This is a genomic window from Pseudomonas sp. Lb2C2 (genome assembly GCF_052112205.1).
GTDB lineage: Bacteria > Pseudomonadota > Gammaproteobacteria > Pseudomonadales > Pseudomonadaceae > Aquipseudomonas > Aquipseudomonas kilonensis.
In genome coordinates, this window is sequence record NZ_JAUTYW010000004.1 from 561,461 (window position 1) to 587,602 (window position 26,142).

21 protein-coding genes are annotated in these 26,142 nt (G+C 61.6%); 7 read left to right on the plus strand and 14 right to left on the minus strand.

The features are described from left to right. Positions 1 to 46 precede the first annotated feature (46 nt). A complete protein-coding gene (gene bamA / locus Q7F16_RS14520) occupies positions 47 to 2,413 on the minus strand; it encodes an outer membrane protein assembly factor BamA (protein WP_217870548.1) in 2,367 nt (788 codons plus the stop codon). 225 nt (positions 2,414 to 2,638) lie between these two features. Between bamA and Q7F16_RS14525 the strand changes: the two genes are divergently transcribed. The 4 genes from Q7F16_RS14525 (at position 2,639) to Q7F16_RS14540 (ending at position 5,590) form a co-directional block, all read left to right on the plus strand. Then, complete coding sequence (locus Q7F16_RS14525) at positions 2,639 to 3,322, plus strand: response regulator transcription factor (RefSeq protein WP_014337608.1); 684 nt, start codon at positions 2,639 to 2,641, stop codon at positions 3,320 to 3,322. Continuing rightward, the gene (locus Q7F16_RS14530) at positions 3,319 to 4,581 is read left to right on the plus strand and encodes a HAMP domain-containing sensor histidine kinase (protein WP_409557256.1); all 1,263 of its coding nucleotides are present in this window, start codon (positions 3,319 to 3,321) and stop codon (positions 4,579 to 4,581) included. The genes Q7F16_RS14525 and Q7F16_RS14530 overlap by 4 nt, the downstream gene beginning before the upstream one ends. A 107-nt stretch (positions 4,582 to 4,688) precedes the next feature. Further along, positions 4,689 to 5,138 carry a hypothetical protein gene (locus Q7F16_RS14535; RefSeq protein WP_409557255.1) on the plus strand — a complete coding sequence of 150 codons (450 nt, stop codon included), beginning with the start codon at positions 4,689 to 4,691 and terminating at the stop codon, positions 5,136 to 5,138. Positions 5,139 to 5,392: 254 nt separating this feature from the next. Further along, positions 5,393 to 5,590, plus strand: coding sequence for a hypothetical protein (locus Q7F16_RS14540; RefSeq protein WP_413211832.1), 198 nt, complete (start codon positions 5,393 to 5,395; stop codon positions 5,588 to 5,590). 68 nt (positions 5,591 to 5,658) lie between these two features. Here the strand turns inward: Q7F16_RS14540 and Q7F16_RS14545 are convergent, their stop codons facing one another. The 3 genes from Q7F16_RS14545 to baeS all read right to left on the minus strand — a co-directional run bounded on the left by Q7F16_RS14545 (position 5,659) and on the right by baeS (position 8,096). Next, entirely contained in the window at positions 5,659 to 5,823 is a 165-nt protein-coding gene (locus Q7F16_RS14545; protein ID WP_153387482.1) for a hypothetical protein, read from the minus strand. Positions 5,824 to 5,991: 168 nt separating this feature from the next. Then, a complete protein-coding gene (locus tag Q7F16_RS14550) occupies positions 5,992 to 6,675 on the minus strand; it encodes a response regulator (protein ID WP_046064907.1) in 684 nt (227 codons plus the stop codon). 2 nt (positions 6,676 to 6,677) lie between these two features. Further along, positions 6,678 to 8,096, minus strand: coding sequence for a sensor histidine kinase efflux regulator BaeS (gene baeS, locus Q7F16_RS14555; RefSeq protein WP_046064908.1), 1,419 nt, complete (start codon positions 8,094 to 8,096; stop codon positions 6,678 to 6,680). Between the two features lie 112 nt (positions 8,097 to 8,208). On the opposite strand from baeS, the gene Q7F16_RS14560 reads away from it, so the two are divergent. From Q7F16_RS14560 to Q7F16_RS14570, 3 genes are read left to right on the plus strand one after another with little or no spacing between them, the layout of a single operon-like run. Further along, positions 8,209 to 9,402, plus strand: coding sequence for an efflux RND transporter periplasmic adaptor subunit (locus tag Q7F16_RS14560; protein ID WP_046064909.1), 1,194 nt, complete (start codon positions 8,209 to 8,211; stop codon positions 9,400 to 9,402). 2 nt (positions 9,403 to 9,404) lie between these two features. Continuing rightward, positions 9,405 to 12,551, plus strand: a complete 3,147-nt coding sequence (locus Q7F16_RS14565) for an efflux RND transporter permease subunit (RefSeq protein WP_046064910.1) — start codon at positions 9,405 to 9,407, stop codon at positions 12,549 to 12,551. Then, positions 12,548 to 13,945 (plus strand): efflux transporter outer membrane subunit, encoded by a 1,398-nt coding sequence (locus tag Q7F16_RS14570; RefSeq protein ID WP_046064911.1) that lies wholly within the window; start codon positions 12,548 to 12,550, stop codon positions 13,943 to 13,945. The genes Q7F16_RS14565 and Q7F16_RS14570 overlap by 4 nt, the downstream gene beginning before the upstream one ends. Before the next feature lie 186 nt (positions 13,946 to 14,131). Here the strand turns inward: Q7F16_RS14570 and Q7F16_RS14575 are convergent, their stop codons facing one another. The 10 genes from Q7F16_RS14575 to Q7F16_RS14620 form a co-directional block, all read right to left on the minus strand. Next, positions 14,132 to 15,130 (minus strand): helix-turn-helix domain-containing protein, encoded by a 999-nt coding sequence (locus Q7F16_RS14575; RefSeq protein ID WP_079302308.1) that lies wholly within the window; start codon positions 15,128 to 15,130, stop codon positions 14,132 to 14,134. Positions 15,131 to 15,218: 88 nt separating this feature from the next. Next, positions 15,219 to 16,697, minus strand: a complete 1,479-nt coding sequence (locus tag Q7F16_RS14580; protein WP_409557204.1) for an aldehyde dehydrogenase family protein — start codon at positions 16,695 to 16,697, stop codon at positions 15,219 to 15,221. 73 nt (positions 16,698 to 16,770) lie between these two features. Further along, positions 16,771 to 17,619 (minus strand): VOC family protein, encoded by an 849-nt coding sequence (locus tag Q7F16_RS14585; RefSeq protein WP_409557203.1) that lies wholly within the window; start codon positions 17,617 to 17,619, stop codon positions 16,771 to 16,773. A gap of 22 nt (positions 17,620 to 17,641) precedes the next feature. Beyond that, a complete protein-coding gene (locus Q7F16_RS14590) occupies positions 17,642 to 19,288 on the minus strand; it encodes a bifunctional 3-(3-hydroxy-phenyl)propionate/3-hydroxycinnamic acid hydroxylase (RefSeq protein WP_409557202.1) in 1,647 nt (548 codons plus the stop codon). Positions 19,289 to 19,309: 21 nt separating this feature from the next. Then, complete coding sequence (locus Q7F16_RS14595; protein ID WP_409557201.1) at positions 19,310 to 20,131, minus strand: IclR family transcriptional regulator; 822 nt, start codon at positions 20,129 to 20,131, stop codon at positions 19,310 to 19,312. 2 nt (positions 20,132 to 20,133) lie between these two features. Beyond that, positions 20,134 to 20,985, minus strand: a complete 852-nt coding sequence (locus Q7F16_RS14600) for a fumarylacetoacetate hydrolase family protein (protein ID WP_409557200.1) — start codon at positions 20,983 to 20,985, stop codon at positions 20,134 to 20,136. A gap of 314 nt (positions 20,986 to 21,299) precedes the next feature. Continuing rightward, complete coding sequence (locus tag Q7F16_RS14605; protein WP_409557199.1) at positions 21,300 to 22,748, minus strand: carotenoid oxygenase family protein; 1,449 nt, start codon at positions 22,746 to 22,748, stop codon at positions 21,300 to 21,302. 35 nt (positions 22,749 to 22,783) lie between these two features. Then, positions 22,784 to 23,965, minus strand: a complete 1,182-nt coding sequence (locus Q7F16_RS14610; protein ID WP_409557198.1) for an MFS transporter — start codon at positions 23,963 to 23,965, stop codon at positions 22,784 to 22,786. Positions 23,966 to 24,020: 55 nt separating this feature from the next. After that, a complete protein-coding gene (locus Q7F16_RS14615; protein ID WP_409557197.1) occupies positions 24,021 to 25,013 on the minus strand; it encodes a SphA family protein in 993 nt (330 codons plus the stop codon). A 269-nt stretch (positions 25,014 to 25,282) separates the two neighbouring features. Continuing rightward, on the minus strand, positions 25,283 to 26,137 hold the full coding sequence (locus Q7F16_RS14620; RefSeq protein WP_371103548.1) for a methyl-accepting chemotaxis protein: 855 nt from the start codon (positions 26,135 to 26,137) through the stop codon (positions 25,283 to 25,285). Between the last annotated feature and the right edge of the window lie 5 nt (positions 26,138 to 26,142).

Sequence of the window (26,142 nt, forward strand, 5' to 3'; positions counted from 1 at the left end):
CGCTCCGCAGATAGGTCTCATAGGGGAGGCTGAAGTGATTCCCGGATCAAAATGTCTGCCCCAAGGAAAACTGAAACACCTGCGTATCCGCGTTATCCGGGGTTCGCACCGGAAAGGCCACGTTGGCGCTCAACGGACCCAGCGGGCTATACCAGGTCACCCCGACCCCCACCGAACTGGCCATCTGGCTGAGATCGACCCCATCGCATCCCTGGGTGGTGCTCAGGTAGCACTTGTCGGAATAGACGCTGCCCACGTCCCAGAACACCGAGGTGCGCAGTGATTTGTTGTCTTTGATGAAGGGCAGTGGGAACAGGTATTCCACGCCGCCGGTGATGAGTATGTTGCCGCCCAGTGACTCGGTGTCCCGGTCGGAGTAGTACGCTTGGCCGGCGCTGGCATAGGTGCCGGTGGCCGGTGTATTGCGCGGGCCGAGGGTGCCGCTTTCAAAGCCGCGCACCGAGCCTTCGCCACCGGCGGTGTAGTTTTCATAGAACGGCAGGCCGTCTGTGGAGCCGTAGCTGTTGCCGTAGCCGAGTTTGGTGTGCAAGCGCAGCGAGGTGGCGTCGCTGACCGGCACGAAGGCCTGCCCGGTGTAGTCGATCTTGTAGAAGCTCAGGTCGCTGCCGGGCACCGTCGCCATCAGGTTCAGGCTTTGCGAATGCCCACGGGTGGCCAGCACGCCCTTGTTCAAGGTCGATTCGGACCAGCCGAGATTGGCCTTGAAGTTGGTGAAGTCCTTGCCTTCACGCTCGATGAAATCGTAGATCTCATCGGCGCTGTAGGTTCCTGGTTCGATGCTGTCATGTTGTACCGTCACGCCGAAATTCAACCGTGAGGTTTCATTGATCGGGTAGCCGAGGGAGGTGCCGGCGCCGTAGCTATTGATGGAATAGTACGAGTTATCGTCATCGTAATATTCGTTGTAGTCGGTGGCGTTGTAGAACGCGTTGTAACCCAGGCTCACGCCGTCTGGCGTGAAATAGGGGTCGGTAAAGCCGATGTTGTACTTGCTTTGGTAGGACGAGCGGGTCAGGCCCAGGCTGGCGTAGTTGCCGGTGCCGAGAAAGTTGTTCTGGGTGATCGAGCCGCCAAGGATCAGGCCGGCGCTTTGCGAGAAGCCAACGCTGGCGCTGATCGAGCCGGAAGCCTGCTCTTCGACGCTGTAGTTCACATCGACCTGGTCATCGACGCCCGGCACGGCCGGGGTCTCGACGTTGACTTCCTTGAAGAAGCCCAGGCGCTCCAGGCGGGTCTTGGACTGGTCGATCAGGTAGGTCGACGCCCAGCCACCTTCCATCTGGCGCATCTCACGGCGCAGCACTTCGTCCTCGGACTTGGTGTTGCCACGGAAGTTGATACGGTTGACGTAGGCACGCTTGCCCGGATCCACGGCGAAGGTGATGTCGACGGTGTGGTCTTCATCGTGCGGCTGCGGCACGCCGTTGACGTTGGCGAAGGTGTAGCCCTCGTTACCCAGGCGGCGGGTGATCAGTTCGGAGGTGGTGGTCATCAGCTTGCGCGAGAACACCTGGCCCTTCTGCACCAGCAGCAGCGACTTGACCTGGTCTTCAGGCACCTTCAGGTCACCGCTGAGCTTGACGTCACGAACGGTGTACTTGTCGCCTTCGTTGACGTTGACGGTGATGTAGACGTGCTTCTTGTCCGGGGTGATGGACACCTGGGTCGAAGCGATGTCCATGTTGATGTAGCCACGGTCCAGGTAGTAGGAACGCAGGCGCTCCAGGTCACCGGAGAGTTTTTCACGGGCGTACTTGTCGTCGTTCTTGAAGAACGACAGCCAGTTGGTGGTCTTGAGTTCGAACAGGTCGATCAGGTCTTCGTCAGGGAAAACCGTGTTGCCCACCACGTTGATGTGTTGGATGGCCGCCACGGTGCCTTCGTTGATGTTGACCTTCAGGCCGACGCGGTTGCGCGGCTGCGGCACCACTTCGGTGTCGACGGTGGCCGAGTAGCGACCCTGGGCAACGTACTGGCGTTGCAGCTCGTTACGTACACCTTCGAGGGTGGCGCGCTGGAAGATCTCGCCTTCGGCCAGGCCGGATTGCTTGAGGCCCTTCATCAGGTCTTCAGTGGAGATCGCCTTGTTGCCTTCGATCTCGATACTGGCGATGGAGGGGCGCTCGACGACGGTGATGACCAGGACATCACCGTCGTGTCCCAGTTGGATGTCCTGGAAAAAGCCGGTCTTGAACAGCGCACGCGTGGACTCCACCAGGCGCCGCTCATCCGCGTTATCGCCGACGTTCAATGGCAAGGCACCGAAGACACTGCCTGCGGAAACGCGCTGGAGGCCGTTGATGCGAATATCGGAAATCTTGAAACCTTGGGCGTGGGCAAGTGTGACATTGAGCAGCAGTGCAGCCGAGCAGAGCAGGCGCGAAAAATTCATCAAGATCTTATCCAGGACACATCGACAGGTGGTGTAGGTGGACGCGGATATCTCACCGCAAGACGAGTCACCGCGGGAGCGAGCGGGCTGGTGGCGAGCAAGCATAAAAGTTCGCTGCGTTTGGTGCGGTTAACCCAATGTCAAGTTAGGTAAAGGTTGGCCCGCGGCGATGACGGTACGCGGCACACGGGCGATAATGGCCCGACACCTACTCAAGAGCGCCCCATGATCTCTGTATTGCTAGTCGACGATGACCAGGAACTGACGGGAATGCTCAGCCAATACCTGGAGCGCGAAGGCTTTGAGGCGACTGCCGTGCACACGGGGGAGGAGGGCGAGGTGCAAGCGCTGTCCGGTCGCTACAGCATCGTGGTGCTGGACGTGATGCTGCCGCGACTGTCGGGTATCGAGGTGCTCAGGCGCATTCGGGCCGTGAGCCAGGTGCCGGTGGTGTTGCTGACAGCTCGTGGCGACAACATCGACAAGATCACCGGCCTGGAGCTGGGCGCCGATGACTATGTGCCCAAGCCCAGCTCACCGGGGGAGCTGGTGGCGCGTTTGCGGGCGATCATGCGCCGGGTACAGCCGGTGGATCGGTCAACCGGCGAAGTGATCAGGACCGGACCGCTGGTCTTGTGGCCCGGCAAGCGCCAGGCGCTCTGGCAGGGGCGCGAGCTGGGGGTGACCAGCACCGAGTTCAGTTTGCTCGAGGAACTGGCCCGCTGTGCCGGGCAAGTGGTGAGTAAACAGAACCTGTCGCTCAATGCCCTGGGTTGCCCCTTGACTCGCTATGACCGGCGCATCGATGTGCACATCAGTAGCATTCGCCACAAGCTGGGACCGCGGCCCGATGCCAAGGCCTGGATCCAGAGCGTGCGGGGCCTCGGTTACCTGTTGATCGCCGAATGATGAAGCCCAGCCGGCTGTTCTGGAAACTGTTCCTGGCGTTCTGGCTCGCCACCAGCTTGACGTTTCTGGTGGGGTTGGGCGTCCTGGTGCTGGGCAGTTTCAAGCCCGGGGATCCGCATCTGGAAACGATCCTTGCCAGCGAGGAGCAACTGCTGCGCCAGTTTGGTGTCGAGGCGGGCCAGCAGTTGCTGGCGGTGTGGGAGCACCCTGGGGATCAGGCCATTGGAGTGTATGACAAGGCCGGTCAGCTGATAGCGGGGGCGCCGGTTCCACAGCCGGCCTACGAGCGCGCGATCATCAGCAAGGACGGTATGACGCTATGGCTGAGGTCTACGCATCCGCCCGGCAGGGAAGGTGGCGACGGGCCGGCGCGCTCGACGCCGTTGATCATCGGCACGCTGATGAGTGCGCTGTTCAGTGGCTATATGGCGTATTACCTGGCATGGCCGCTGGCCAATCTTCGGCGGGCCATGAGCGAGGTTGCCCAGGGACGTTTCGAAACTCGGGTAAAACCGATGATGGGTGGGCGGCGCGATGAAATCGTCGACCTGGCCGAGGACTGCGACCGAATGGCCAACCAACTGAAACTGTTGGTGCAAGCCCAGCAAGACCTGTTGCACGACATCTCCCACGAATTGCGCTCACCGCTGACGCGCATGCAAGCGGCCATTGGGCTGTTGCGCCAGGAACCGGCCCGCCTGGAAATGGTGGAACGCATCGACCGTGAGTCGGTGCGCATGGATACGCTGATCGAGGCGCTGTTGACCCTGGCACGCCTGCAGGGGCGACCAGAGAGCATCGAGCGCGAGCCCATCGATATCGTCGAGTTGCTGTCGGTGATCGTCGAGGACGCGCAATTCGAGGCGGGCATGAAAGGTTGTCGTGTCAGCCTGCAGGCGTCTCCGGCTTTTATCAGCCATGCCAGCGGTGAGCTGCTGTATCGGTGTTTCGAGAACGTCATCCGAAACGCCGTGCGCCATACCCGGCCAGACACCACGGTGATGGTCGTGGCCGAGGTCAATGGCGCCGCAGATGGCCTGACAGTGCAGATCAGCGATCAGGGCCCGGGTGTTGAACATTCGCGGCTACAGAGCATTTTCAACCCATTCGAACGTGGCTTGAACGAAGCCAGTGCCGGCTTCGGCCTGGGCCTGGCCATTGCCTCAAGGGCCGTGGAAATACACGGTGGCTCCATCCTGGCGCGCAACGAGTCGTCCGGTGGGTTGACTGTGGAAATCAGCTTGCCTCGTAGGGTGTGATCTTTACACGATATTACATTGGCTTGACGGCCCTGTACGCCCCGCCTCAGTAGACTTTGCGCTCAAACTTACTCAGCGTTTGCTGGTGTTTCAGCGTGGAGGTGCTCATGTTTCTGGTTCATAAGAAGGGTTTCGTTCCCGGCAAGAGAATGGTCGATGGTCTGGTGCCTTATGACTTCTTCTGCGAAGACAATCCGAGCCTTAACCTGTTTGTCTTCACCGGTTCCGCCACCCCGGGCAAAGTGGTCGAGGAACAGACACTCTGGGGGTTTACCCGTCTTGAGCGTTTTGAAGCACTGAGCGGCACCCTGGTGTCGAACAAAAAGCAGGAAGGCTGGTTCCAGAAGGTCAATGTACTCACCGGCCCCGCCCAGAACGGCACGCAAGGCGTGAAGTTCCAGCGGGTGCTGAAAATCATCAAGCACAGCGATGCATCGAGTCGGGTCGCCAGCAAGGCCGACTACGAGATCCAGACAGACGAAGGCGACACCTACTTCACCCGTCGGCCTGCTGCGGGGGGCAATGCGCAAACCATTATCTACTCAGCGGATCAATAGGCTCGACTTATCCGGGGGCGTAGTTTTTAGGGTGTATATCCGTTGCTGCGGTAACGGCCGCTTATGGTTCCGCTTTTACAGCGGCTCACTTTTGAAAAGCGCAAAAGTAAGCAAAACGCTTTTGCCCCACCACTTGGTGCCTCGCCTAGGCTCGGCATGCCCTCACTCCGGCATTGCTCCGTGGGCCGCCGCGAAGGGCCATCCATGGCCCAGCGCGGCTATCCCGGCATCCATGCCGGGATGCCCACTGCGCAATGCCTGCGTTCGGCCAGCGTGGTTTAACGGGGCACCCAGATCAAGATCCAAAGCAAGAGCAAGAGCAAGAGCAAGAGCAAGAGCAAGAGCAAGAGCAAGAGCAAGAGCAAGAGCAAGAGCAAGAGCAAGAGCAAGAGCAAGAGCAAGAGCAAGAGCAAGAGCAAGAGCGGGACATATGCCAACATTTATTTAGCTGAACCACCGCTATCGCGAGCAGGCTCGCTCCCACAGGAGAAACGCGGTCCCACCAAAAACAGGTCGGCTGTTAGGCCGCCTCGCGGTGGACGTTGATCTCGGGCGCCCCGTTAACCACGCTGGCCGAACGCAGGCATTGCGCAGTGGGCACCTCGGCATGGATGCCGAGGTAGCCGCGCTGGGCCATGGATGGCCCTTCGCGGCGGCCCACGGAGCAATGCCGGAGAGAGGGCACACCGAGCCTAAGCGAGGTGCCGAGTGGTGGGGCAGGAGCGTTTTGCTTACTTTTGCGCTCTTCAAAAGTGAGCCGCCGTCAGGGCGGAACCCTAAGCAGCCGTTACCGCAAAAAACGGATATGTACCCATCCTCCCGTTCACCAAGACGCACCCCAAGACGCACCGCTTCAAACGTCAGCAAGCTGAAACCGATAACCCACCCCATACAACGACTCGATAGGATTCTCCGCCGGGCAAGCCTGCTCAAGCTTGCGCCGCAGATTACGGATATGGCTGTCAACCGTACGATCGGTAACCACCCGATGATCGGAATAGATCCGGTCGAGCAATTGATCCCGGGAAAACACCCGCCCCGGGGACTGCGCCAATGTACTGAGCAGGCGCAGTTCCAAGGGCGTCAGGTCCAGGGCGACGCCATCGAGTGACGCCTGGTAACGGTCTTCGTCAATCAGCAGGCGTGCTGGCGCGGTGACGAGCAGTTGCGGGCTACGCCGCAGGATCGCCTTGACCCTGGCCACCACTTCACGCGGGCTGAAGGGTTTGCAAATGTAGTCGTCGGCCCCCAGGTCCAGCCCGAGCAGGCGATCGACTTCCTCCACGCGGGCAGTGATCATGATGATCGGCACGGCGCTGAAGCTGCGCAACTCCTGGCACACTTGCAGGCCGTCGCGCCCCGGCAGCATCAGGTCGAGCAGGATCAACCGCGGCTCGCTGGCCCGTACCGCCGGCACCACTTGAAGGCCATTGTCCAGGCATTGGGTCGCGTAGCCAGCGGCGATCAGGTAGTCGCGCATCAATGCGGCCAGCTTGGGTTCGTCTTCGACGATAAGGATTGGGCTGTCAGTGGCCATGTTCAGGTGTTCCGTGGCAGGCGCAGGGTCAGCCAAAGGCCACCCAGCGGCGAGTGATCGGCGCTGAGGCTGCCGCCATGGGCCAGGGCGATGCTGTGACAGATGGCCAGTCCCAGGCCGGCGCCGCCACTGGCGCGATTGCGTGAGGTTTCGCCGCGGTAAAAACGCTCGAACAGTCGCGGCAATTGATCCGCATCGACCCCGGGGCCGGAGTCGAGAAAATCGATGCGCACGACGTCGTCCTCGCTGGCGGCACGAATGCGCAGCACGCCACCCTCGTCGGTATAACGCACGGCATTTTCCAACAGGTTGCTGAATAGCTGCTGCAAGCGTTTGGGGTCGGCCTCCAACCGTAGCGGCGTTGTCGGCAGCTCCAGCTCCAAACGCAGATGCCGGGCATTGCAACGCTCCTGGAACATCGCCACGCAACCGTCCAGCAAGTCGTTGAGATCGCATTCGCTCTTGCGGTAGGTCAGCGCGCCGACATCGGCCAGGGACAGTTCGTAGAGATCATCCACCAGTTTGCTGAGCATGCTGACTTCGCCTTGCAGCGATTTCATCGAGGACGGGTCGAGGGTGCGTACGCCGTCTTCGATGGCTTCCAGCTCACCGCGCAACACCGACAACGGGGTGCGCAGTTCGTGGGACACATCGGCCATGAATTCCCGGCGCATTTTTTCGTTGCGTTCCAGGGTATACGCCAGCTGGTTGAAGTCTCGGGCCAACTGACCGACTTCGTCATTGGAGGCCACCGACACGCGGTTGCTGTATTCCCCGGCGGCCAAGCGGTGCGTGGCGGCGGCCACCCGCTTGACCGGGTCAAGCAGGGTACGGGCGATCCACCAGGCAATCAGCATCGCCAACAGCAACGAGAGCACGCCCACGGCCAGGCTGGTGCGCACCAAATACTGACGAAAGCGTTCACCGCCAGCTTCAGTCACGTTCTGGAACGGCGTCACCGCCAGCCAGCCGACAGTTTTGCCGGCGACCTCGATCGGGCGCATCAGGGCGTCGTCGCCAATGGCCGAATAGCCCATGACCAATTGTTTTTGTTGGTCGAGCAGGGCGATGCGAAACACCGCCCCGGTCAGGTCGGACATCGGCATGGGGGGCCGTCCTGGGTGGGTGGTGTTTTCCGCCGGCTCCGGGCGCAGCAGTTCGAACCAGCGATCCGGCTGGTTGCGCAGGAATTCCCAGTCACCTTCGCGCTGGTAGGCGTTGGCCAGGCGGGGGAGCACCGGCTTCATGCGCAACAGTGCCTGTTCGTTGAGGTAGTCGAGAAAGCCGTTGCCAAAGCTCCAGCCGTTGGCCGCCCCCATGCTCAGGATGACAAACAGGACGCTGGCCATGACGGCAATAAACAGCTTGGTGGAGATGCTCAGTTTCATGGGCTCGGGCAGTTCGATGAATGGCCTGACCATTTAGGCCCTGGAGCGATGAAGATTCAAGGGCGGCGGGCAATCTTCAATTTTCCTGCACATTTGCCTCGCAGTATGGCGCCTGGCTTGAACCATCCGTCTTGCAGAGGCATTTATGTCGACCAAATTATTCGCCAAATCCCTGGTGACCGCCGCCTTCCTGGTGTGCTTGATCGTTTTGTTCATGTTGGGCGGTTGCTCCGGCGAATCGGCACCCACACCCGAACCGCCCAAGGTCTCGGTGATCACCGTGCAGCCGCAAAGCCAGGCGCTGACCACTGAGCTGGCCGGACGCACCCAGGCGTTCATGGTCGCCGAGATACGCCCGCAGGTCGGCGGTATCGTCCAGCAGCGCCTGTTTGTCGAAGGGGCCGAGGTCAAGGCCGGACAGGCGCTGTATCAACTGGATGCTTCCTCTTACAAGGCCGCATTGGCTGAGGCCCAGGCGAATCTCGCCAAGGCACGCGCCACCTTGAAGTCGGCCCAGGCCACGGCCAAGCGTGACGCCCAGTTGGTAAAGATCGATGCCATCAGCCAGCAGGACAACGAGGATGCCCAGGCCAGCCTGCTGACCGCCGAAGCGGAGGTGCAAGTGGCCCAGGCCGATGTCGACACCGCACGCATCAACCTGGCGTATACCCGCATCAGTTCCCCCGTGAGCGGGCGCATCGAAACCTCGACGGTCACGCCCGGCGCGCTGGTGGTGGCCAACCAGGACAGCGCACTGACCACCGTGCAGCAGTTGGACCCGATGTATGTAGACGTCACCCAGTCGACCACCGAACTGTTGCGGCTCAAGCGCGACCTGGCCAGCGGTGTGCTGCAGAGCAATGGCGAAGGTGAAGCGCGGATCAGCCTCAAGCTCGATGACGGCAGCACCTATACCCATGAAGGTCGCTTGAAGTTCAGTGGGGTCAGCGTCAATGAGGGCACGGGCACGGTGACCCTGCGGGCGCAAATCGCCAACCCGGACCGACTGTTGCTGCCGGGCATGTACGTGCGAGCGGTGCTGGAGCAGGCGCGGGATGACAAGGCCATCCTGATTCCACAGAAGGCGGTGACCCGCAGCGCCAGCGGCGCGACTTCGGTGTTGGTGGTGGTCAATGGCAAGGTCGAGCAGCGCATGCTGACCATCGACCGCGCCGTGGATAACCAGTGGTGGGTCACCGCGGGGCTGAACGCGGGAGACCAGGTGATTGTCGAGGGCGGGCAGAAGGTCCGGGTCGGTGAAACCGTCGTGGCACAGAATACCGGTACCCGCAGCCGTACGCAGAAAGCGACGCCTGTTGCCATTGCGCAGGAGGGTTGAACATGGCGCGCTTCTTTATCGACCGACCGATTTTCGCCTGGGTCATCGCCATCGTCATCATGCTCGCTGGCGCCTTGTCCATCAGCCAGTTGCCCCTGGAACAGTACCCGGACATCGCGCCGCCGACGGTGCGTATTTCCGCAACCTACACCGGCGCCTCGGCCAAGACCGTGGAAGACTCGGTGACCCAGGTCATCGAACAGCAAATGAAGGGCCTGGATAACCTGACCTACATGTCGGCCTCCAGCAGCTCTGATGGCAGCGCCAGCATCAGCCTGACCTTCACCGCCGGCACCAACCCGGACGTGGCCCAGATGCAAGTGCAGAACAAGTTGCAACAGGCCGAGTCGAGGCTGCCGCAGTCGGTGCAAAGCGAGGGCCTGACCGTGACCAAGGGCGGTTCGGACTTCCTGATGATTGCCGCCCTGGCCTCCGACAATCCGAGCGTCACCGGCACCCAGATCGGCGATTACATTTCCAGCACCTTGCTCGATTCCATCAGCCGCATCGACGGTGTCGGCGATGTGCAGACATTGGGCTCCGGCTATGCCATGCGCATCTGGCTGGACCCGGCCCTGCTGGAAAAATACGCGCTGATGCCTTCGGATGTCAGCACGGCCCTGGAGGCGCAGAACACCGAGGTTTCTGCCGGTCAACTCGGCGCCATGCCGGCGGTGAAAGGTCAGCAGTTGAACGCCACCATCAGCGCCCGCAGCAAGCTGCAAACCGTCGAGGAGTTTCGCAATGTGGTGGTCAAGTCCACCAGCGATGGAGCGGTGGTGCTGCTTGGGGATGTGGCGCGGGTTGAATTGGGCAGTGAAAGCTACGACGTCAGTTCTGCCCTCAACGGCAAACCCGCTGCCGCCATGGGCGTCCAGCTCGCCGCCGGGGCCAACGCCCTGAACGTCGGTGAGGCGGTGAAGGCCAAGCTCAAGGAGCTGGAGCCGTTCTATCCAACGGAGATGCAACTCAAGAACGTGATTGCCTACGACACCACGCCCTTTGTCAGCCTGTCCATCGAAGAAGTGGTCAAGTCACTGGGCGAGGCGATTGTCCTGGTGGTGCTGATCATGTTCCTTTTCCTGCAGAACCTGCGGGCCACGTTGATCCCCGCGATCACGGTGCCGGTGGTGCTGCTGGGGACATTCGGTGTGCTGGCGCTGTTCGGTTATTCGATCAACACCCTGACCATGTTCGCCATGGTCCTGGCCATCGGCCTGTTGGTGGACGACGCGATTGTGGTGGTGGAGAACGTCGAGCGGGTGATGGGCGAGCAGGGGCTGTCGGCCCTGGACGCCACGCGCCAGTCGATGGATGAAATCACCAGCGCCCTGGTCGGCATCGCCCTGGTGCTCAGTGCGGTGTTCATTCCCATGGCATTTTTTGGCGGCTCCACAGGCGTTATCTACCGGCAGTTTTCGGTCACCATCGTCTCGGCCATGGTGCTCTCGGTACTCGTCGCCATGACGCTGACGCCGGCCTTGTGCGCGACCCTGCTCAAGCCGTCCGATGGTCAGGGGCATGGCGCTCAACGCGGATTTTTCGGCTGGTTCAACCGCACGTTCGAGCGTGCTGCCGAGGCCTATAAGCGCCAGGTGGGGGGCATTTTGCAGCGCGGGCGCGTCGGCTGGCTGGTGTATGGGCTGGTGCTGCTGGTGATGGCCGCCGGTTATTTCAGCTTGCCGACTTCGTTCCTGCCTGACGAAGATCAGGGCATTCTCATGGCCCAGGTGCAGTTGCCCGTCGGGGCCACGGACAGCCGCACGCAAGCGGTGGTCAAGCAGTTCGAAAGCTACCTGCTCGAACAGCCGGAAGTCGAAGCGCTGATCAGCATTTCCGGCCTGGGCATGAACGGCAACAGCCAGAACAGCGCCCGTGCATTTATTCGGCTCAAGGACTGGAGCGAGCGCACGGGGGCAGGGCAGGATGCGGCGTCCTTCGCCCAGCGCGCGACCATGGCGCTGTCGAGCATCGGCGATGCCAATGTGTTCGTCATGCAACCGCCGGCCGTGCGCGGCCTGGGACAGACGTCCGGCTTCGACCTGCAACTCAAGGACCTTGCCGGCCTGGGGCATGACACGCTGGTGGCGGCGCGGGAAAAACTCATCGAGCTGGCCAACCAGGATCCTCGCTTGCTCGGGGTACGCAGCAATGGCCTGGACGACGCACCGCAGCTCAAGGTCAGCATCGATGATCGCAAGGCCGGGGCCTTGAGCCTGAGCACCAGCGACATCAACACCACGCTGTCCACGGCGTTGGGCGGCACTTACGTCAATGACTTCCTCAACCAGGGGCGCGTGAAGAAGGTCTACGTCCAGGGCGAGGCTACGGCGCGGATGCAGGCGGCTGACCTGGAGCACTGGTTCGTGCGCAACAGCAACGATGAGATGGTGCCGTTTTCCTCGTTCGCCAGCAGTTCCTGGAGCTACGGCTCGCCGTTGCTGGAACGCTACAACGGCAACGCCTCGCTGGAGGTGGTTGGCGATCCGGCGCCCGGCGTCAGCTCCGGGGACGCCATGGATGCGGTGGAAGCGCTGGTCAAGCAATTGCCGGAAGGCATCGGCTACGAGTGGACCGGGCAATCCTATCAGTTGCGTCTTTCCGGTTCGCAGGCGCCGTTGCTGTACGGGATTTCGGTGCTGTTCGTGTTCCTCTGCCTCGCTGCGCTCTATGAAAGTTGGTCGGTGCCTTTCTCGGTGATGCTGGTGGTGCCGCTGGGGGTGGTGGGCGCGGTGCTGGCCACGCGTGTCAGTGGCTTGAGCAATGACGTGTACTTTCAGGTCGGGCTGTTGACCACCGTGGGATTGGCCGCCAAGAACGCCATTCTGATCGTCGAGTTCGCCAAGCACCTGCAAGAGCAGGGCAACAGCTTGCGCGAGGCGACGCTGATCGCCGTGCGCCAACGCTTGCGGCCGATTCTCATGACATCCCTGGCCTTCATGTTCGGCGTATTGCCCCTGGCCCTGAGTAGCGGTGCCGGTTCCGCCGGACGCCAGGCCATTGGTACCGGTGTGCTGGGTGGCATGTTGTCCGCCACGGTGCTGGGTATCTTCTTCGTTCCTTTGTTTTTCGTGCAGATTCGCCGGCGTTTCGGCCGCGTTTCCACGGCTTCGACCTCTGTTCCATCCGCCCAGTCAGGTGACGCATGATCAAGTTCCGCTGGCCATTGCTGGCCATCCTCACGCTGCTCGGTGGCTGCATGAATCTGGCGCCGCAGTATGAACGCCCTGAGGCGCCAGTCTCCGAGCAATGGCTGCCGGTCGCCAGCACGCCCAAGGGCGAGGTGAGTGCCGACATCGAGTGGCAAAACTTTTTCACCGACAGCCGCCTGGCGCGCTTGCAGTCCTTGGCGCTGAGCAACAACCGCGACCTGCGCCTGGCGGTCCTGAACGTTGAAAAGGCCCAGGCGCAATACCGCATCCAGCGCGCCGAGTCCTTGCCTTCGATCGATGCCAGTGTCAGTGGCACTCACAGTCGCACGCCCGGTTCGTTGTCCAACACGGGCTCGGCGGCCACCACCCATGACTACAGTGCGCAACTGGGTTTGAGCAGTTATGAAGTGGATCTGTTTGGACGGGTACAGAACCTTCAGGACGAAGCCCTGGAAGACTATCTGTCCCTGACCGAAACCCGACGCAGCACGCAGATCAGCCTGGTGGCCGAAGTGGCCACCGCCTGGCTGACCCTGGCGGCCGACAACGAGCGCCTGCACCTGGCCCAGGAGACCTTGCGCAGCCAGCAGGCGACTTACGAACTGACCCAACGCAGCCACGCCCTGGGCGGCTCCTCCGGTCTGTCCGTGGCCCAGGCGCAAACCACCGTGGAGTCGGCGCGGGTCGATGCGGCGGCGTATGAAAGCCAGATCCTGCAGGATCGCAACGCCTTGCGCCTGCTGGTGGGCAGCGACATTCCCGAAGAGTTGTTGCCGGGCGCGTACCTGGAATCAGCCGCGGCGCTGGTGCAGGTGCCGGCAGAGCTGCCTTCCAGCCTGTTGCAACGACGCCCCGATGTGCTGGCCGCCGAGCACACGCTCAAGTCGGCCAATATCGACATCGGCGCCGCCCGTGCGGCGTTCTTTCCCAGCATCAGCCTGACGGCCAATGCCGGTTCCTCAAGCTCGGCCTTGTCCGGCCTGTTCAAGTCCGGCAGCGGCGCCTGGACGTTTGCCCCGAGTATCAGCCTGCCGATCTTCGATGCCGGCAGTAACCGCGCGACGCTGGACTCGGCCAAGACCGAGCGCGAGATTCAGGTGCAGACCTACCAGCAAACACTGCAGAGCGCCTTCAAGGAAGTGGCCGATGCCCTGGCCGAGCGCAGCACGCTGGATCGCCGTATCGAGGCCCAACAGGCGTTGACCGACGCCAGCCGCAAGAGCTTCGAACTCTCCGACGCGTTATACCGTGGCGGTTCGCAAAGCTATCTCGAAGCCCTCGACGCCCAGCGTTCCCTGTACAGCGCGCAACAGGACCTGATCACCCTGCGCCTGACCGAGCAGAGCAACCGCGTGACGTTGTACAAGGTGATGGGCGGCGGCTGGAATTAAGTAACCCGCCCCTGTGGGAGCAAAGCTTGCTCGCGATAGCGTCAGCACATCCAACATCACGGCAGACTGACCCACCGCCATCGCGAGCAAGCTTTGCTCCCACAGAAGATTTGTGGTGAGCGCCGAATCCATGAACACTCAGCTCCCACAGGGGATATGGTGAACCCAGATGAATTGGAACCAGGCTCAAGCCGCCGTCGATTTCTCTCGGCTGTCGCTCGCGGTGTCACGAAATAGCCGCGGCGACATGCCGAACGTCGATTTGAAATGCCGGCTGAAGTGGGAACTGCTGCCATAGCCCCAGGCGTAGGCGATCTCGGTGAGCGAGCGGTGGGCATGTTCCCGGTTGCGCAGGTCTTCGGCGCAACGTGACAGGCGCCGCTGCCAGATGTATTCGCTGACACTGCACCCCAGTTCGTCCTGGAAGGCGCGGTGCAGGCTGCGGACCGAGCACTGTTCGGCGTTGGCGATGCGTTCGATGGTCAGGTCGCGGTCGGCCAGGTGGCGCTCGATGTAAGCCTTGAGGCGGTTCTGCTTGAAGAAGCGGAAGTCGTGTTCGAGTTGCTTTTCTTCCTGTTTGTTCTTCAGCGCGTTATCCAGCAGCCCGGTGATGCTGTCACCGATCAGCCCGGCCGAATGGTTGTTCAGCAAGGGATATTGATTGTAGGCATCGCTGATCAGGTGCATGAGCATCCGCCCCAGTCCATTGCGACCGTTCAGGTGCATGTCGCAGGTTTGCGCGAGCTGCCCGGATGCCCCCTGGAACAGCAGGATGAAATGTTCGCAACCTTGTGTGCTGGTCACGTTGAAAGGTTTGCCGCAGTCGACCAGGAGCATTTCGTCAGGGGCCAGCACGCTGCTTTGCTGGCCCTGCTCGAAGTGACTGACACCAGCCACCTGCATGATCAACATGCGCGGCGTATCGAGGGCGTCGATCGCTTTGCTCAGGTGGCGCGAATATCGATGGGCGCTGGCGGTCATTCGACAGAAACGCAATTGGCCCAGGTCCCCGTACTCCAGCCGACCCTGGAAGTTGCTGTCATGCAATGGGTCAATGAACGTCGACTCCAGCCGTTTTATATAGTCCGGCGTACGCCCCAGGTGATCGCTCATGAACTCTTTCCATTTCATCAGGCGGTCGGAGCGAACAACCTGATCGGTGGACACGCAGGCTAAATGGTTCATTTTTCGCCTCTGTTTATTATTGTTTTCTGACGGATCGGGCAAAGGGGTTGATTTGCCCGATCCGGGTCTGGTCAAGGGGGCCAAAGACTCAGAACGGGTAGTGATGGCCTCCGGGCTGCCAGGTGACCCAATGGGCACGGGTAAACTCATCCAGGGCATAGTGACCGTTGAAGCGACCGAGGCCGGAGTTCTTTTCACCACCGAACGGGGCATTGGGTTGGTCATCGACGGTGATGTCGTTGATATGGGTCATGCCCGCCACAATGCCACGGGCGAAGTTCAAGCCACGGGCCATGTCCCGGGTGAACACGGCGCTGGACAGGCCATACTCGCTGGCGTTCGCCAACGCCAATGCATGGGTTTCGTTTTCTGCGACCAGCAGCGGCAGCAGGGGGCCGAACGTTTCATCGCGGGCCAGTTCCTGATCGGCTCCCACTTCACCGAACACATGGGCAGGCAGCACCAGCCCGGATGCCGGGCCGCCGCAAAGCTGCTTGAGGCCAGCACTCCGGGCGCCGTCGAGCTTACGCAGCAGGCCATCGAGCTGGCTCTGATTGACCACTGGCCCGATCACCGTGTCGGCCTTGGTCGGATCACCCGTCTTGAGGTTGCGCACGCGCTCCACCACCAGCGACGCGAAATCGGCATACAACGAGCGGTCTACGATCACCCGGTTGACGCTCATGCAGATCTGGCCCTGGTGCAGGAAGCGCCCGACCACCGCAGCGTGCGCCGCAACTTCAATGTCGGCGTCATCCAGCACCACCAGCGGCGCGTTGCCGCCCAGTTCCAGGGCCACGCGCTTGATGTGTTTGCCACCAGTGGCAATACGGCCGACATTGCGTCCCACATCCGTCGAACCGGTGAAGGAAATCAGGCTCGGCACCGGGTGCTCGACGAAGGCATCGCCGATTTCCGAGCCTGCGCCGACCACGACGTTGAGCGAACCCTCGGGGAAGCCGGCCTCTTCGAACAGGTGGGCAATCAGCAGGCCGCCGGTCACCGCTGTGTCGCTGGCAGGCTTGAGCACGATCGTGTTGCCCAGGGCGAGTGCCGGCACCACCGAGCGCATGCTCAGGTACAGCGGGAAATTCCATGGGCTGATCACGCCCACTACACCTAAGGGTTCACGGAAGACAAAACTCTGTTCGCCGGGCTTGTAGCTGGTCAGGATCCGACCTTCGACCTGCATCGGCATCGTCGTGCATTCGCGCACCAGGTTCAGCGTGAATTGCCATTCCATGCTCGCCTTGATCCGGGTGCTGCCGGACTCGTGGATCAGCCAGTCGATGATTTCTTCACGGCGGTTCTGGATGACCTGGGCGAGTTTTTCAAGTTGTGCGCCGCGCTGGGTGGGGTGCAGTTGTGCCCACGCTGCCTGCGCCTGCTGCGCTGCCTGATAGGCGTCGTCGAGATCGGCAATCGAGGCCAGGGGCATCTCCAACAACTGTTCGCCGTTGAAGGGGTTGCGGTCGTCCAGGCGGCGTGCGGAGCGCCCTGCACGCCAGGTGCCGTTGATGTATTGGTTGCCGTTGATGGCGTAGGGCGCGAGCGGTTGAGTCGTCATGGTCTTTTACCTTTGGAGGCAGGTGGTCGCCTCGTTTAGAAATTAAGGGTGCAAACGCCGATGGGAAAACTGCTCAGCTCCTGATCCAGGCGCGGCCCCAGGAATTGAGTGTGTATTCCTCCTGTGCCCAGACACCGGGCTGGCGGCTGGCATCGGTGACTTCCAGCTCGGCCGAGAACTCCAGGCGATTGCGATCGGCATCGACCACCATGAAGAACAGGTTGTTGCCCGGCCCATGTCGACCGGGCCCGAAGAAAATGGTGATGCGTTCCTTGGCGAAGCGATCACCCCAGTCGCGGATGTCATTCCATTCGTTGGTTTCGTAACAGTGGTGGTCCCACTCGTTTTTCGAACCGCGGAAAAATGCCAAGGTGTGGTGCTCGTCGTCCGAGCGCAGGAAGCACGTCATCAGTTGGCCGGTCTGCTCATCCACGACATTGTCCGAAACAGTGAAGCCCACCGTGTTGACGTAGAAATCGATCATGGCTTCCAGCTCCGTGGTCTGGAACACCACGTGCTGCAAGCGGCCGGGCATGCCTTGGCCAGAGGCTTGGAGAGCGGGGTGAGCGACGCCAAATATCGTTTGCCGGCCCTGGGGATCACGAATCAGGAAAGCCCCCGTTTCGAGCAGCGGCGAGTCGACCTCTTCGATTGCGCAGCCGTTGCCGAGCAGGCGGACCCGCAGTGCTTGCAGTCGAGGCTGACTGCCCAGGTCGAACGCCGCCGCGAGCAGGCCGCTGTGGTCGGCGGGAGACACGAGCATGGCGCGTTGCGGGCCGCTGAGCATCCAGCTGCCATCGGCTTGCGCCTGGCTGTCCATATCCAGCATCCGTCGATAGAAATCGATTTGCCGTTGCGCGTCCTTGCTCGCCAGGTGCAGGTAGCACAGGCGTGCAGGTGTGGAAGTCTGGAGTGTTTGCATAACCACCTCTGTGCGTGAAGGTTTAATGAAAGACGGGCGCGATGCTCGGCTCGATTGCGCTGCTGTGGGCCACGGCGATGCCAAACAGCGACTGCAACGATTCGGCGGCCCGGGTTTCGGTGGCCTTGTCGAAAATCGCGGCGATATAGCGATCCGGGCGCAGCAGCAGGAACGGGTGCGAATCGCCCAGCAGGGTTTTGAGCTGGCCTTCACGGTCCTGGAGCACCGTGCAGCCCGGGATCGACGGCATGGCCTGGACGGACGCGGGCAGGATCAGGATGCGTCTGGCTTCAAGGTGGCTCCAGAGGCCATGCTTGAGTTCATCGATACGCTGGCGGGTCGGGTCACCGTATTGAATCAAGGCGAAGCCGGCGCCGATGGCGTCATCGAGCAGGTGTTCCTGGCCGTGGGCGTCAGTGAGCATCGGTTGCGGGAACATCTGTCCACAGGACAACGTGCCTGCTTGCCCCTCGGTCAGCACCAGGCCCCGGGTGAAGCGGGGTTTGGGCTTGAAGCGCATTTGCAGGAAATAATCGCGCAACGGCGGCAACAGGCCGATCAAGGCGAATGCGCCACTGATCAGGCGAGCGCGCAGGACGGTGGCCGGTGCCATGACCACGCCGAGGTTCAAGGCCAACTTGATCAATGCCCACGCATGATCACGACGCTCGCTTTCGTAGGACAGCAGTGCGCTTTCTGCCATTTTTCCCTTCAGTACGCCGACCAGCTTCCAGCCCAGGTTATGGGCATCGCGAACGCCGCTGTTCATGCCTTGCCCGGCATAGGGCGGGGTCAGGTGCGCGGCGTCGCCGGCGAGAAACACCCGCTGCACCTGCCACCGCTCGGCGACCCGGGCGTGGAAGGTGTAGACCGTCTTGCGCACGATGGAAACCGGCGCGTCTCCCTTGAACGGGCGCAGCAATGCTTGCAGGCAGGTTTCGTCGAGCACCTGTTCGTCCGTTTCATCGGGCTTGAGCAGGAACTCGAATCGGCGCGTACGGTGGGGGCCGGGCACTTCCACTACCGGACGCCGGGCGTCGCAATACACGCGGGTCTGCCAGAAGGGGTCGTCGTCCTGGTCGGTATCGACCACCAGCCAGCGCGAGGAGAAGCTCGAACCGACCATCTCGATCCCGAGCTGCTTGCGCACTGGGCTACGGCCGCCGTCGCAGGCCACCAGGTAAGCCGCGTGGACCTCCATCAGTTGCCCTTCGGCGTCACGCACCAGCGCGCACACGCCGTGTGGGGCCTGGGTGAACTCCACCAATTCGTGGCTGAACCGCGCCGTCAGGCTGGCAAAACGTTCGAGGCCTAGCCTGAGGGTGTTTTCAAACAGTGGTTGGCGAAAGGCGTTGCGCTTGGGGAAGCCATACAGTTTGCCGGTCGGCTCGACCTTGCCAAAGCAGCGACCGCCGGGCCGGGTGAAGTAATGCACGCCGTAGCCGGGCACGACATCACGCAGCACGGCGGCATCGAGCCCGATGGCCTGCATGGTGCGCAAGGATTCGTCATCGATTGAAACCGCCCGTGGTTCGGTCACGGTGCCCGGCTTGCGATCGATGATCAGAGTGTCTACATCGGCTTGGCCGAGCAGGTTGGCCAGGGTCAGCCCGGTAGGACCGGCACCGATGACCAGGACCTGGGTGTTGATGCGTTTGAGGGTTGTCATTGTTATTCCCTTGCGGATGGCTCAGCCCAGTGGCTTGGCACGGTTGGCGAGCGCAGCCATGCGTTGCGACAGATCCTGCGCCAGGGCAAGGATCTGCTGCCCTTGTGTCTCTTCCTGGGCACTGTCGCGTTCTCGCTCCGGGCGCACGCAACTGATGCTGCCGACGACCTTGCCATCGCCGTCGAAGATCGGCGCGGCCAGGCCATAGACGCCCGCGTCGACTTCACCTGCACTGGCCACATAGCCTTGGCGACGCAGTTGCTGCAGCGAGCGACGAAACGCCTCCCAGGTCTGGCCAAGTTGACTGGCGCGCACTTCTTCGGGGTGGTCGAGAAACAGTTGGCTGTGTTGGCGCGAGGTCATGTTGGCGAGGATCGCCTTGGACGTCGCCCCCAGGAACAAAGGCCTGGGCGAGCCACGGGAGTAGCTGACCTCACTGAACAGGTCCCCGTGCTGGTGAATGCACACGACCTGGTCCTTGAACAGCCGGCAGATCAGCCACACCTGTTGTTCGCTCCACTGCGGGAAGCTGGGCTCAAGCGATTGTGCGGCGCGTACGAGGGGGTCGCTCAGGCGCAGCTGGCGGTCCCAGGTAATGATTCGCGCGCCCAGGGCATAACGCCCGGCTTCGACCTGGAACAACAGGTTGGCCTCGGCCAATTCGCGCACGTAGCGGTAGACCGTCGAACGGGTAAAACCCAAGGCGCCGCCCATGTCGTCCACCGCCCAGATCGGGCTCTGTTCGGTGAACAGGTCGAGTACCCGCAGCATGCGCTCCAGGCTCGAGCCTTTGCTGTCGCCATCCTGCTCGGGCTGGGCGTCAGGGGTGTGTAGGTTTTCCATGCTTATTGTTCGTCCACGATGCTGTTGCGCAGGGTGCCGATTCGAGCGATCTCGATCTCAACTTCGTCGCCTGGTTTCATCCACACCGGTGGCTCGCGGAACGCGCCGACGCCGCCAGTGGTGCCGGTGACAATCACGTCACCGGGGGCCAGTTCGGTGAAGGTGGAGCAGTACTCGATCAGCTGGCGCACATCGAAAATCATGTCGCTGGTGCGGGTGTGCTGCATCACTTCGCCATTCAGGCGGGTGGTCAATTCCAGGTCCTGCGGGTCGCCGATCTCGTCGCCGGTCACCAGCCAGGGGCCGAAACCGCCGGTGTTCGGGAAGTTCTTGCCGGGGACGAACTGAATGGTGTGCTTCTGCCAGTCGCGGACACTGCCGTCGTTGTAGCAGGCATAACCGGCGACGTAGTCCAGCGCGTCGGCGTGTTTGACGTGGCGGGCCGCTTTACCGATCACCACCGCCAGCTCGCCCTCGAAATCAAGCTTGTGGGACGCCGTTGGGCGAACGATGGGTTGCAGGTGGGCGGTCTGGCTGTCGGCGAAGCGGGTGAAGATCATCGGATAGGTCGGCATTTCCCGACCGGTTTCGCGCACGTGGGTGGCGTAGTTGATGCCGATGCACAGCACTTTGCCCGGGTTCGGGATCACCGGCAGGAACGTCACGTCAGCCAAGGGGATACGCGGCAGGCTTGCCAGGCGCGCAGCGCTCAGTTCGTTCAGGCGATTGTGGCCGATGGCCTGTTTGAGATCGCTGCCAAGGGTTGGCTTGAGCGATTCCAGGTCGATGATTTGGTCACCTTCGACCACACCGTAGCTGCTACGGCCTTGGACAATAAAGCTTGCGATTTTCATGGAGGCTCCTGGGAAGAGGGAGGGTGCAATGAGGGTTAATCTAGTCTTGCTATAAAATCCTGTAAAGTAGGATTTATGAAAAAATCCTACAATATGGAATTTATGTATTTTTTGCCGAGACTGTCCCTTTGGCGGACCTGGGGAGCAAGGGGAGCAAGGGGAGGTGCGGAAAGGGCTCTAAACCTGTGGGAGCGAGCTTGCTCGCGATGAGGCCAGCCAGTTCAATACTCATGTAACTGAACCGCCGCCATCGCGAGCAAGCTCGCTCCCACAGGGACTGTGCTTAATTGACGGGCATCAGGGCCCGATGCCAATCAATCGTTCGGTGCCCAGCAGCCATGCAGCGACATGCGCATCCGGAAGGGGATCCTGATCCGGGCAATGGGACCGCTGGCCATGTCACGGGTGTCCAGCACGACCAGTTCACTGCGCCCTTCGGCAATGAGGTTGAGCAGGGCAACCACGTAGCCATCGGCTTCCTCTGCATCCGCCGAGCGCGGAATGAAGATGGGCTCCTGGAAGCAGCCGCTGTCGCCGGGAAACCAGGCGTCGGTGCGGCCTGTCTGCAGGTCCAGGTGCGCCAGCAGGTTGAAAAACTGGAAGGGTATCGGCCCATTCGCCGGGTTGTAAGGACGCTCAGGATCAAAGGCGAGCAGGAAACCATGCTGGTACTTTCGACCGATGTAGCGATCATCACACCGTGGAAACTCGCAGGGATATTCCGTCAGTGGCTGCGGTTGAACGTCCTCCTGCGCGCCATTGAGGTCGAAGGTCCAGCGCATCAGGCTGGCGGCCAGGGTTTCAGGCGGTGGTACGTAGCCGTCGGCCTGGGGGAAGAAGTAGAAGATGTTCCCGCCGGTGACCGGCATGTCCACATACACCTTGCCGTCCTCATCGAACGCATTGAGCGTATGCCCCTGGAAACCGTCCTTGGGCCCCTTGAACCAACGCACATCTTGCCCACACCCGTTGCGCGGCACGATGGCGAACAGCTGGGGCAGGTCGGGTTGCCACTGGAAATGCGGCCCGCCGTTTTTCATGCGCTCGACGTCCACCGTCAACGGAATCAACGGGAACACCACGTACCGTTCGGTCACCGCGAAATCATGCACCATCGCCGCATAAGGGGCCTGGAACCAGATCTCGTGCAGCAGCTTTCCGTCGGGCGAGATTTCGAAATAGGCCAGGTCGGGCGTGCCGTCGCCTTTGGCCTCATAGCTGCAGGCCAGCAGGTTGCCTGTCACCGGATCGAGCTTGGGGTGGGCGGTGAACGTCGCGGCTTTGATCTGCCCATCAAAGGTCCATTCGCCGAGGGTCTCCAGGGTTTCAAGATCCAGCGCCCAAGGCAGGGCATCTTCCTTGAGCGCCAACAGGACGCCGTTGTGCGGGATAACGGTGGTGTTGGCGGTGGTGTTGTTTTTCGCCGCGAGGGGGTCATTGGTGTAGACGTTTCGATAGACGCCGTTGAGCGAACGCCCTTCACGGCGCTGGGCCAGCAGGCGATCGGTCTTCACGTAGCGGCGTCGCATCGAGACTTTGCCATTGGCAAAGTTGAAGCGGCTGACCACGCCGTCGCCGTTGAAAAAAATGTCGTTACCCAGCATGGGGGGGTACTGCGGGTCTGGCGCCACCTGATAAAAAGTCCCACAGATCGAAGCGGGCAGGATGCCTTCGATCTCAAGATCGAACACCTCTGCTTCCACGCGGCTGGGCGTGTAGAGAGCGGCGGAAAATTCAGGGGTTTGAGGGAATGGAATACTCATCGGGCAATCTCGTCAATGTGCGGGTTCGTTCATGTTCAGGCCGATTGCGGGGACATCGCCGGCCCGGAAGGCTTCACGCCGCGGCGAAAGCGTGCAACGACCAGGCACGAGATCACCAAGGCTAGCAGATAGGCTGAGGCGGCCAGCCATCCGACCGCGCGCAAGTGTCCTTCGCCCACGACCAGTGCGGCGCCAAACGGGCCGAGTCCCTGGCCGATGAAAATCGCGGCATTGCCCAGGCCTGCCAGTCGGCCGGAAGGGTCCAGTTCCGCCGCCATGGAAAGCAGGTAGGGCAGGCTGAAAAACCAGACCATATGGATCAGGCAGGCCGTGGTGATAAAGGCAACGGGGCTGGTGCCATAGACCATGATCAAGGTCGCCAGCAATGCCGTGCCGAAGCTCAACAGTTGCGGAAACAGCAGGCCCAGGCGCCGTCCGATCAACCCGGCCAGCCCGGCGCCAAGGGCACCGGCAAGGATGCTGCCGCCGAGGATGCCGCCAATCTGCTGGGGCTCCAGGCCGATGCTCTTGCCGATGCGTTCCTGGTACACCCATAGGGCCGAGTGGCCGAAGAACAGCAGGGCAAACAGCAGGATCAACAGCATGGCGGTGAGACCGAATGGCTGGATCGAGCCATTGGCCGCGCGATGGGCGTCCGGGTAGCGCTTGGGCACTCTCCAGCAACCCAGCGCCGCGAGCACGCTGGTGATCGCCAACAGGGAAAACGCGCCATTCACGCCAAATGCTTGAAGGACCAGCGGCATGGAGGTCACCAGCAGCATGCCCCACAGCAGGTTGCCGATGTTGATGATGGCGAAGGTCGCATCCTTGGACGTGCGCAGCGCTGCGGTGGCATAGACCACCGCCATGACCGCGCCGCCGCTGGCGCCGCAGATCATCCTGGAAATGACCAGTCCGGCCTGGCTGTGCAGTTGTGTGCTGACCAGGTTACCCAATGCCAGGATCAACAAGGCCACCAGGGCGAAGCGGCGCCGGTCGACGCTCGCCATGAACAGGGCGCAGACCCCGCAAGCGATGGCCATCGCCATGAGTTCCGCGGCGAAGATCGCGCCGATTGCATTGAGCGGCAGGCCGAGCTGGTCGATCAGGGCACCGCCCAGGATCGGCTGGATCTGTAGCGTCCCCAGGGAAATGACCATCATCAGGCAGATGGCGCCCAGTGATTTTTTGCTGTCGATGGAGTCGAGTGCGTTCATGAAGCATCACCTCAGGTAAAGAGCCCGCTCATGCGTGAGCCGGCGTGCACGTCAATCAGAACTTGTGAACGTAGCGAACCTGCACCTGGTAATCCGCTCGGGAGCGATTCTCGACACCGGTTTCTTTATAGGTGTTGAGCCAGAAGGCTTTGTCTTCGGTGATTTTCCAGAACAGGCCCGGGCCAAAGCCCAGCACCTTTTCCCGGGAGTCGGTCAGGGTGTTGCCGTTGACCTTGTCATCGGAAATCTGCCGGAAGTAGTAGCCGTTGATGCCCACCGAGACCTTCGGAAACACTTCGTACGAGGCGGTGAAGTTGGCCCAAGCCGACTGTCCTGACTGGGTGTCGCGCACCGCTTGCCCTTCAAAGAACTGCTGCGAACTGCTCGCCGGATCGTCGTTCTTGAAGTTGTACAGATAGTTCAGTCTCCAGCTCACTTCCCAACGGGGTGCCGGCATCCAGGTCGCAGCCCAGTAGGGGTTCAGGGAGAAGTGGTTGGAGCCGGGGTTCAGGTCTTTGTCTTTGTCGTACTTGCCCGTTGGCAGGATGGTGTCGAAGGCCATGCGCTGGACGAAAACCGGCCGGCTGCTGGCGTCGACGATTGGATCGAACTGGACCTGTGGCCCGACCGTGACATCGCCCAGGCCGGTAGCGTTGTCCTTGAGCTTGGCACCGTTGTCACCGAAGTCGCCGTCCAGGGATACGACAGGGACCAGCAGGCTCCAACCCAGGTGTGCCCCTCCCGCGAAGGTGTCGGGGGAGTAGTAGCTCAGCTGATTGATCATCGTGATGACGTTGATCTTCGGGTCATCGAAGGCGCCGTTTTTCTTGCCGCCGTTGGTCCTGATGCTGCTGGCGGTGCTGAACTTCAGGTAGGTCTGGTGAGTCAGCCCGGGCGGCCCCGCAAATCCGTCGTAAAAGCTGGTGCCGCCCAGGTTGATACCGCTGGGTTGGCTTACGGACGGTGGAGGAGGGCCGTCGGCTGCATGGGCGGCAAATGACGCGAAGCTGAGTGCCAGGCACGCTGGCAGGGATTTGGTCAGGCTCATTGAAGTGGCTCTATTCTTGGAATTGTGAGCGGGGGAATGTCCCCTGGCACTTCGACTTTAAGTCCCGGTGGTGGGTGATGCTTGAGCGCAACGGCCAGAGTTGACTGGGAGCGCCATGAACCGGGAGAAACGCGAGCGAACTGCTCAGCCGCGAGCATCCGTTTTCTCTAGATAACTCGTTCCCTGGTTGGCGTGGGTGAAATCGCGAAAGGATAGTGGTTTGCGGGTGTTCATTCGCCTTGAGCCGTCCTTGGCTTCAGGCTTTTACATTAGAACTTGAAGCGCCCCACCAAGCCCTTGAGCTGACCGGAAATATCCGTCAGACGCCCCGAGCCGGTCTGTGCCGAGTGGGCGAATTCCTCGACTAACTGGGCATCGGCATGGATCTGCGCGATGTGCCGGTTGATGTCTTCGGCCACCTGGTGCTGTTCCTCTGCCGCTGTGGCGATCTGCGTATTCTGGTCGCGAATCGAGTCCACCGAGTTGCGGATCTTGTCGAAGCTGTCGCGGGCCTGTTGGATGCGTTCCACGCTGGTTTGCGACACCTGCAGGCTGCTTTGCATCTGCTGGGTGACTTCCTGGGTGCGACGAGCAAGGTTACCCAGCAGGCTGTCGATCTCGCCGGTGGAATCAGCTGTACGCCGTGCCAGCGCCCGGACTTCGTCAGCCACTACGGCAAACCCGCGGCCTTGATCGCCGGCCCGCGCGGCTTCGATGGCGGCGTTGAGGGCCAACAGGTTGGTCTGCTCGGCGATCGAGCGAATGGTGTCGAGGATGGTGTTGATGTTCTTGCTGTCCTGCTCCAGCGCCTGCATGGTCTGGGTCGACTTTTGCAGGTCGTCGCTCAGTTTCATCACGCTGCCGGTGGCTTCGCCGATGTGATGCTGGCCGTCGTGCACGTCACGATAGCCTTCGTCCGCACTGGAGGCGGCCTGGCTGCAAGAGCGGGCCACTTCGTTGGCGGTGGCGACCATTTCGTTGAACGCGGTGCTCACCAGTTCCACGGCCTGGCGCTGGCGCCCGGCAGCGTCGTTCATGTTCTGCGCCACGTGGCTGGTATCGGCTGCGGCAGTTTGCAGGTCGGAAGAGGCGCTGCCGATGCGCTGCATCAGTTGCGCGATCATGCCCA

What these genes read in the sequence shown, in the direction of transcription:
- bamA (WP_217870548.1), bottom strand. Translation starts at nt 2,413, where the DNA reads ATGAATTTTTCGCGCCTGCTCTGCTCGGCTGCACTGCTGCTCAATGTC.
- Q7F16_RS14525 (WP_014337608.1), top strand. Translation starts at nt 2,639, where the DNA reads ATGATCTCTGTATTGCTAGTCGACGATGACCAGGAACTGACGGGAATG.
- Q7F16_RS14530 (WP_409557256.1), top strand. Translation starts at nt 3,319, where the DNA reads ATGATGAAGCCCAGCCGGCTGTTCTGGAAACTGTTCCTGGCGTTCTGG.
- Q7F16_RS14535 (WP_409557255.1), top strand. Translation starts at nt 4,689, where the DNA reads ATGTTTCTGGTTCATAAGAAGGGTTTCGTTCCCGGCAAGAGAATGGTC.
- Q7F16_RS14540 (WP_413211832.1), top strand. Translation starts at nt 5,393, where the DNA reads ATGCCTGCGTTCGGCCAGCGTGGTTTAACGGGGCACCCAGATCAAGAT.
- Q7F16_RS14550 (WP_046064907.1), bottom strand. Translation starts at nt 6,675, where the DNA reads ATGGCCACTGACAGCCCAATCCTTATCGTCGAAGACGAACCCAAGCTG.
- baeS (WP_046064908.1), bottom strand. Translation starts at nt 8,096, where the DNA reads ATGGTCAGGCCATTCATCGAACTGCCCGAGCCCATGAAACTGAGCATC.
- Q7F16_RS14560 (WP_046064909.1), top strand. Translation starts at nt 8,209, where the DNA reads ATGTCGACCAAATTATTCGCCAAATCCCTGGTGACCGCCGCCTTCCTG.
- Q7F16_RS14565 (WP_046064910.1), top strand. Translation starts at nt 9,405, where the DNA reads ATGGCGCGCTTCTTTATCGACCGACCGATTTTCGCCTGGGTCATCGCC.
- Q7F16_RS14570 (WP_046064911.1), top strand. Translation starts at nt 12,548, where the DNA reads ATGATCAAGTTCCGCTGGCCATTGCTGGCCATCCTCACGCTGCTCGGT.
- Q7F16_RS14575 (WP_079302308.1), bottom strand. Translation starts at nt 15,130, where the DNA reads ATGAACCATTTAGCCTGCGTGTCCACCGATCAGGTTGTTCGCTCCGAC.
- Q7F16_RS14580 (WP_409557204.1), bottom strand. Translation starts at nt 16,697, where the DNA reads ATGACGACTCAACCGCTCGCGCCCTACGCCATCAACGGCAACCAATAC.
- Q7F16_RS14585 (WP_409557203.1), bottom strand. Translation starts at nt 17,619, where the DNA reads ATGCAAACACTCCAGACTTCCACACCTGCACGCCTGTGCTACCTGCAC.
- Q7F16_RS14590 (WP_409557202.1), bottom strand. Translation starts at nt 19,288, where the DNA reads ATGACAACCCTCAAACGCATCAACACCCAGGTCCTGGTCATCGGTGCC.
- Q7F16_RS14595 (WP_409557201.1), bottom strand. Translation starts at nt 20,131, where the DNA reads ATGGAAAACCTACACACCCCTGACGCCCAGCCCGAGCAGGATGGCGAC.
- Q7F16_RS14600 (WP_409557200.1), bottom strand. Translation starts at nt 20,985, where the DNA reads ATGAAAATCGCAAGCTTTATTGTCCAAGGCCGTAGCAGCTACGGTGTG.
- Q7F16_RS14605 (WP_409557199.1), bottom strand. Translation starts at nt 22,748, where the DNA reads ATGAGTATTCCATTCCCTCAAACCCCTGAATTTTCCGCCGCTCTCTAC.
- Q7F16_RS14610 (WP_409557198.1), bottom strand. Translation starts at nt 23,965, where the DNA reads ATGAACGCACTCGACTCCATCGACAGCAAAAAATCACTGGGCGCCATC.
- Q7F16_RS14615 (WP_409557197.1), bottom strand. Translation starts at nt 25,013, where the DNA reads ATGAGCCTGACCAAATCCCTGCCAGCGTGCCTGGCACTCAGCTTCGCG.
- Q7F16_RS14620 (WP_371103548.1), bottom strand. Translation starts at nt 26,137, where the DNA reads ATGATCGCGCAACTGATGCAGCGCATCGGCAGCGCCTCTTCCGACCTG.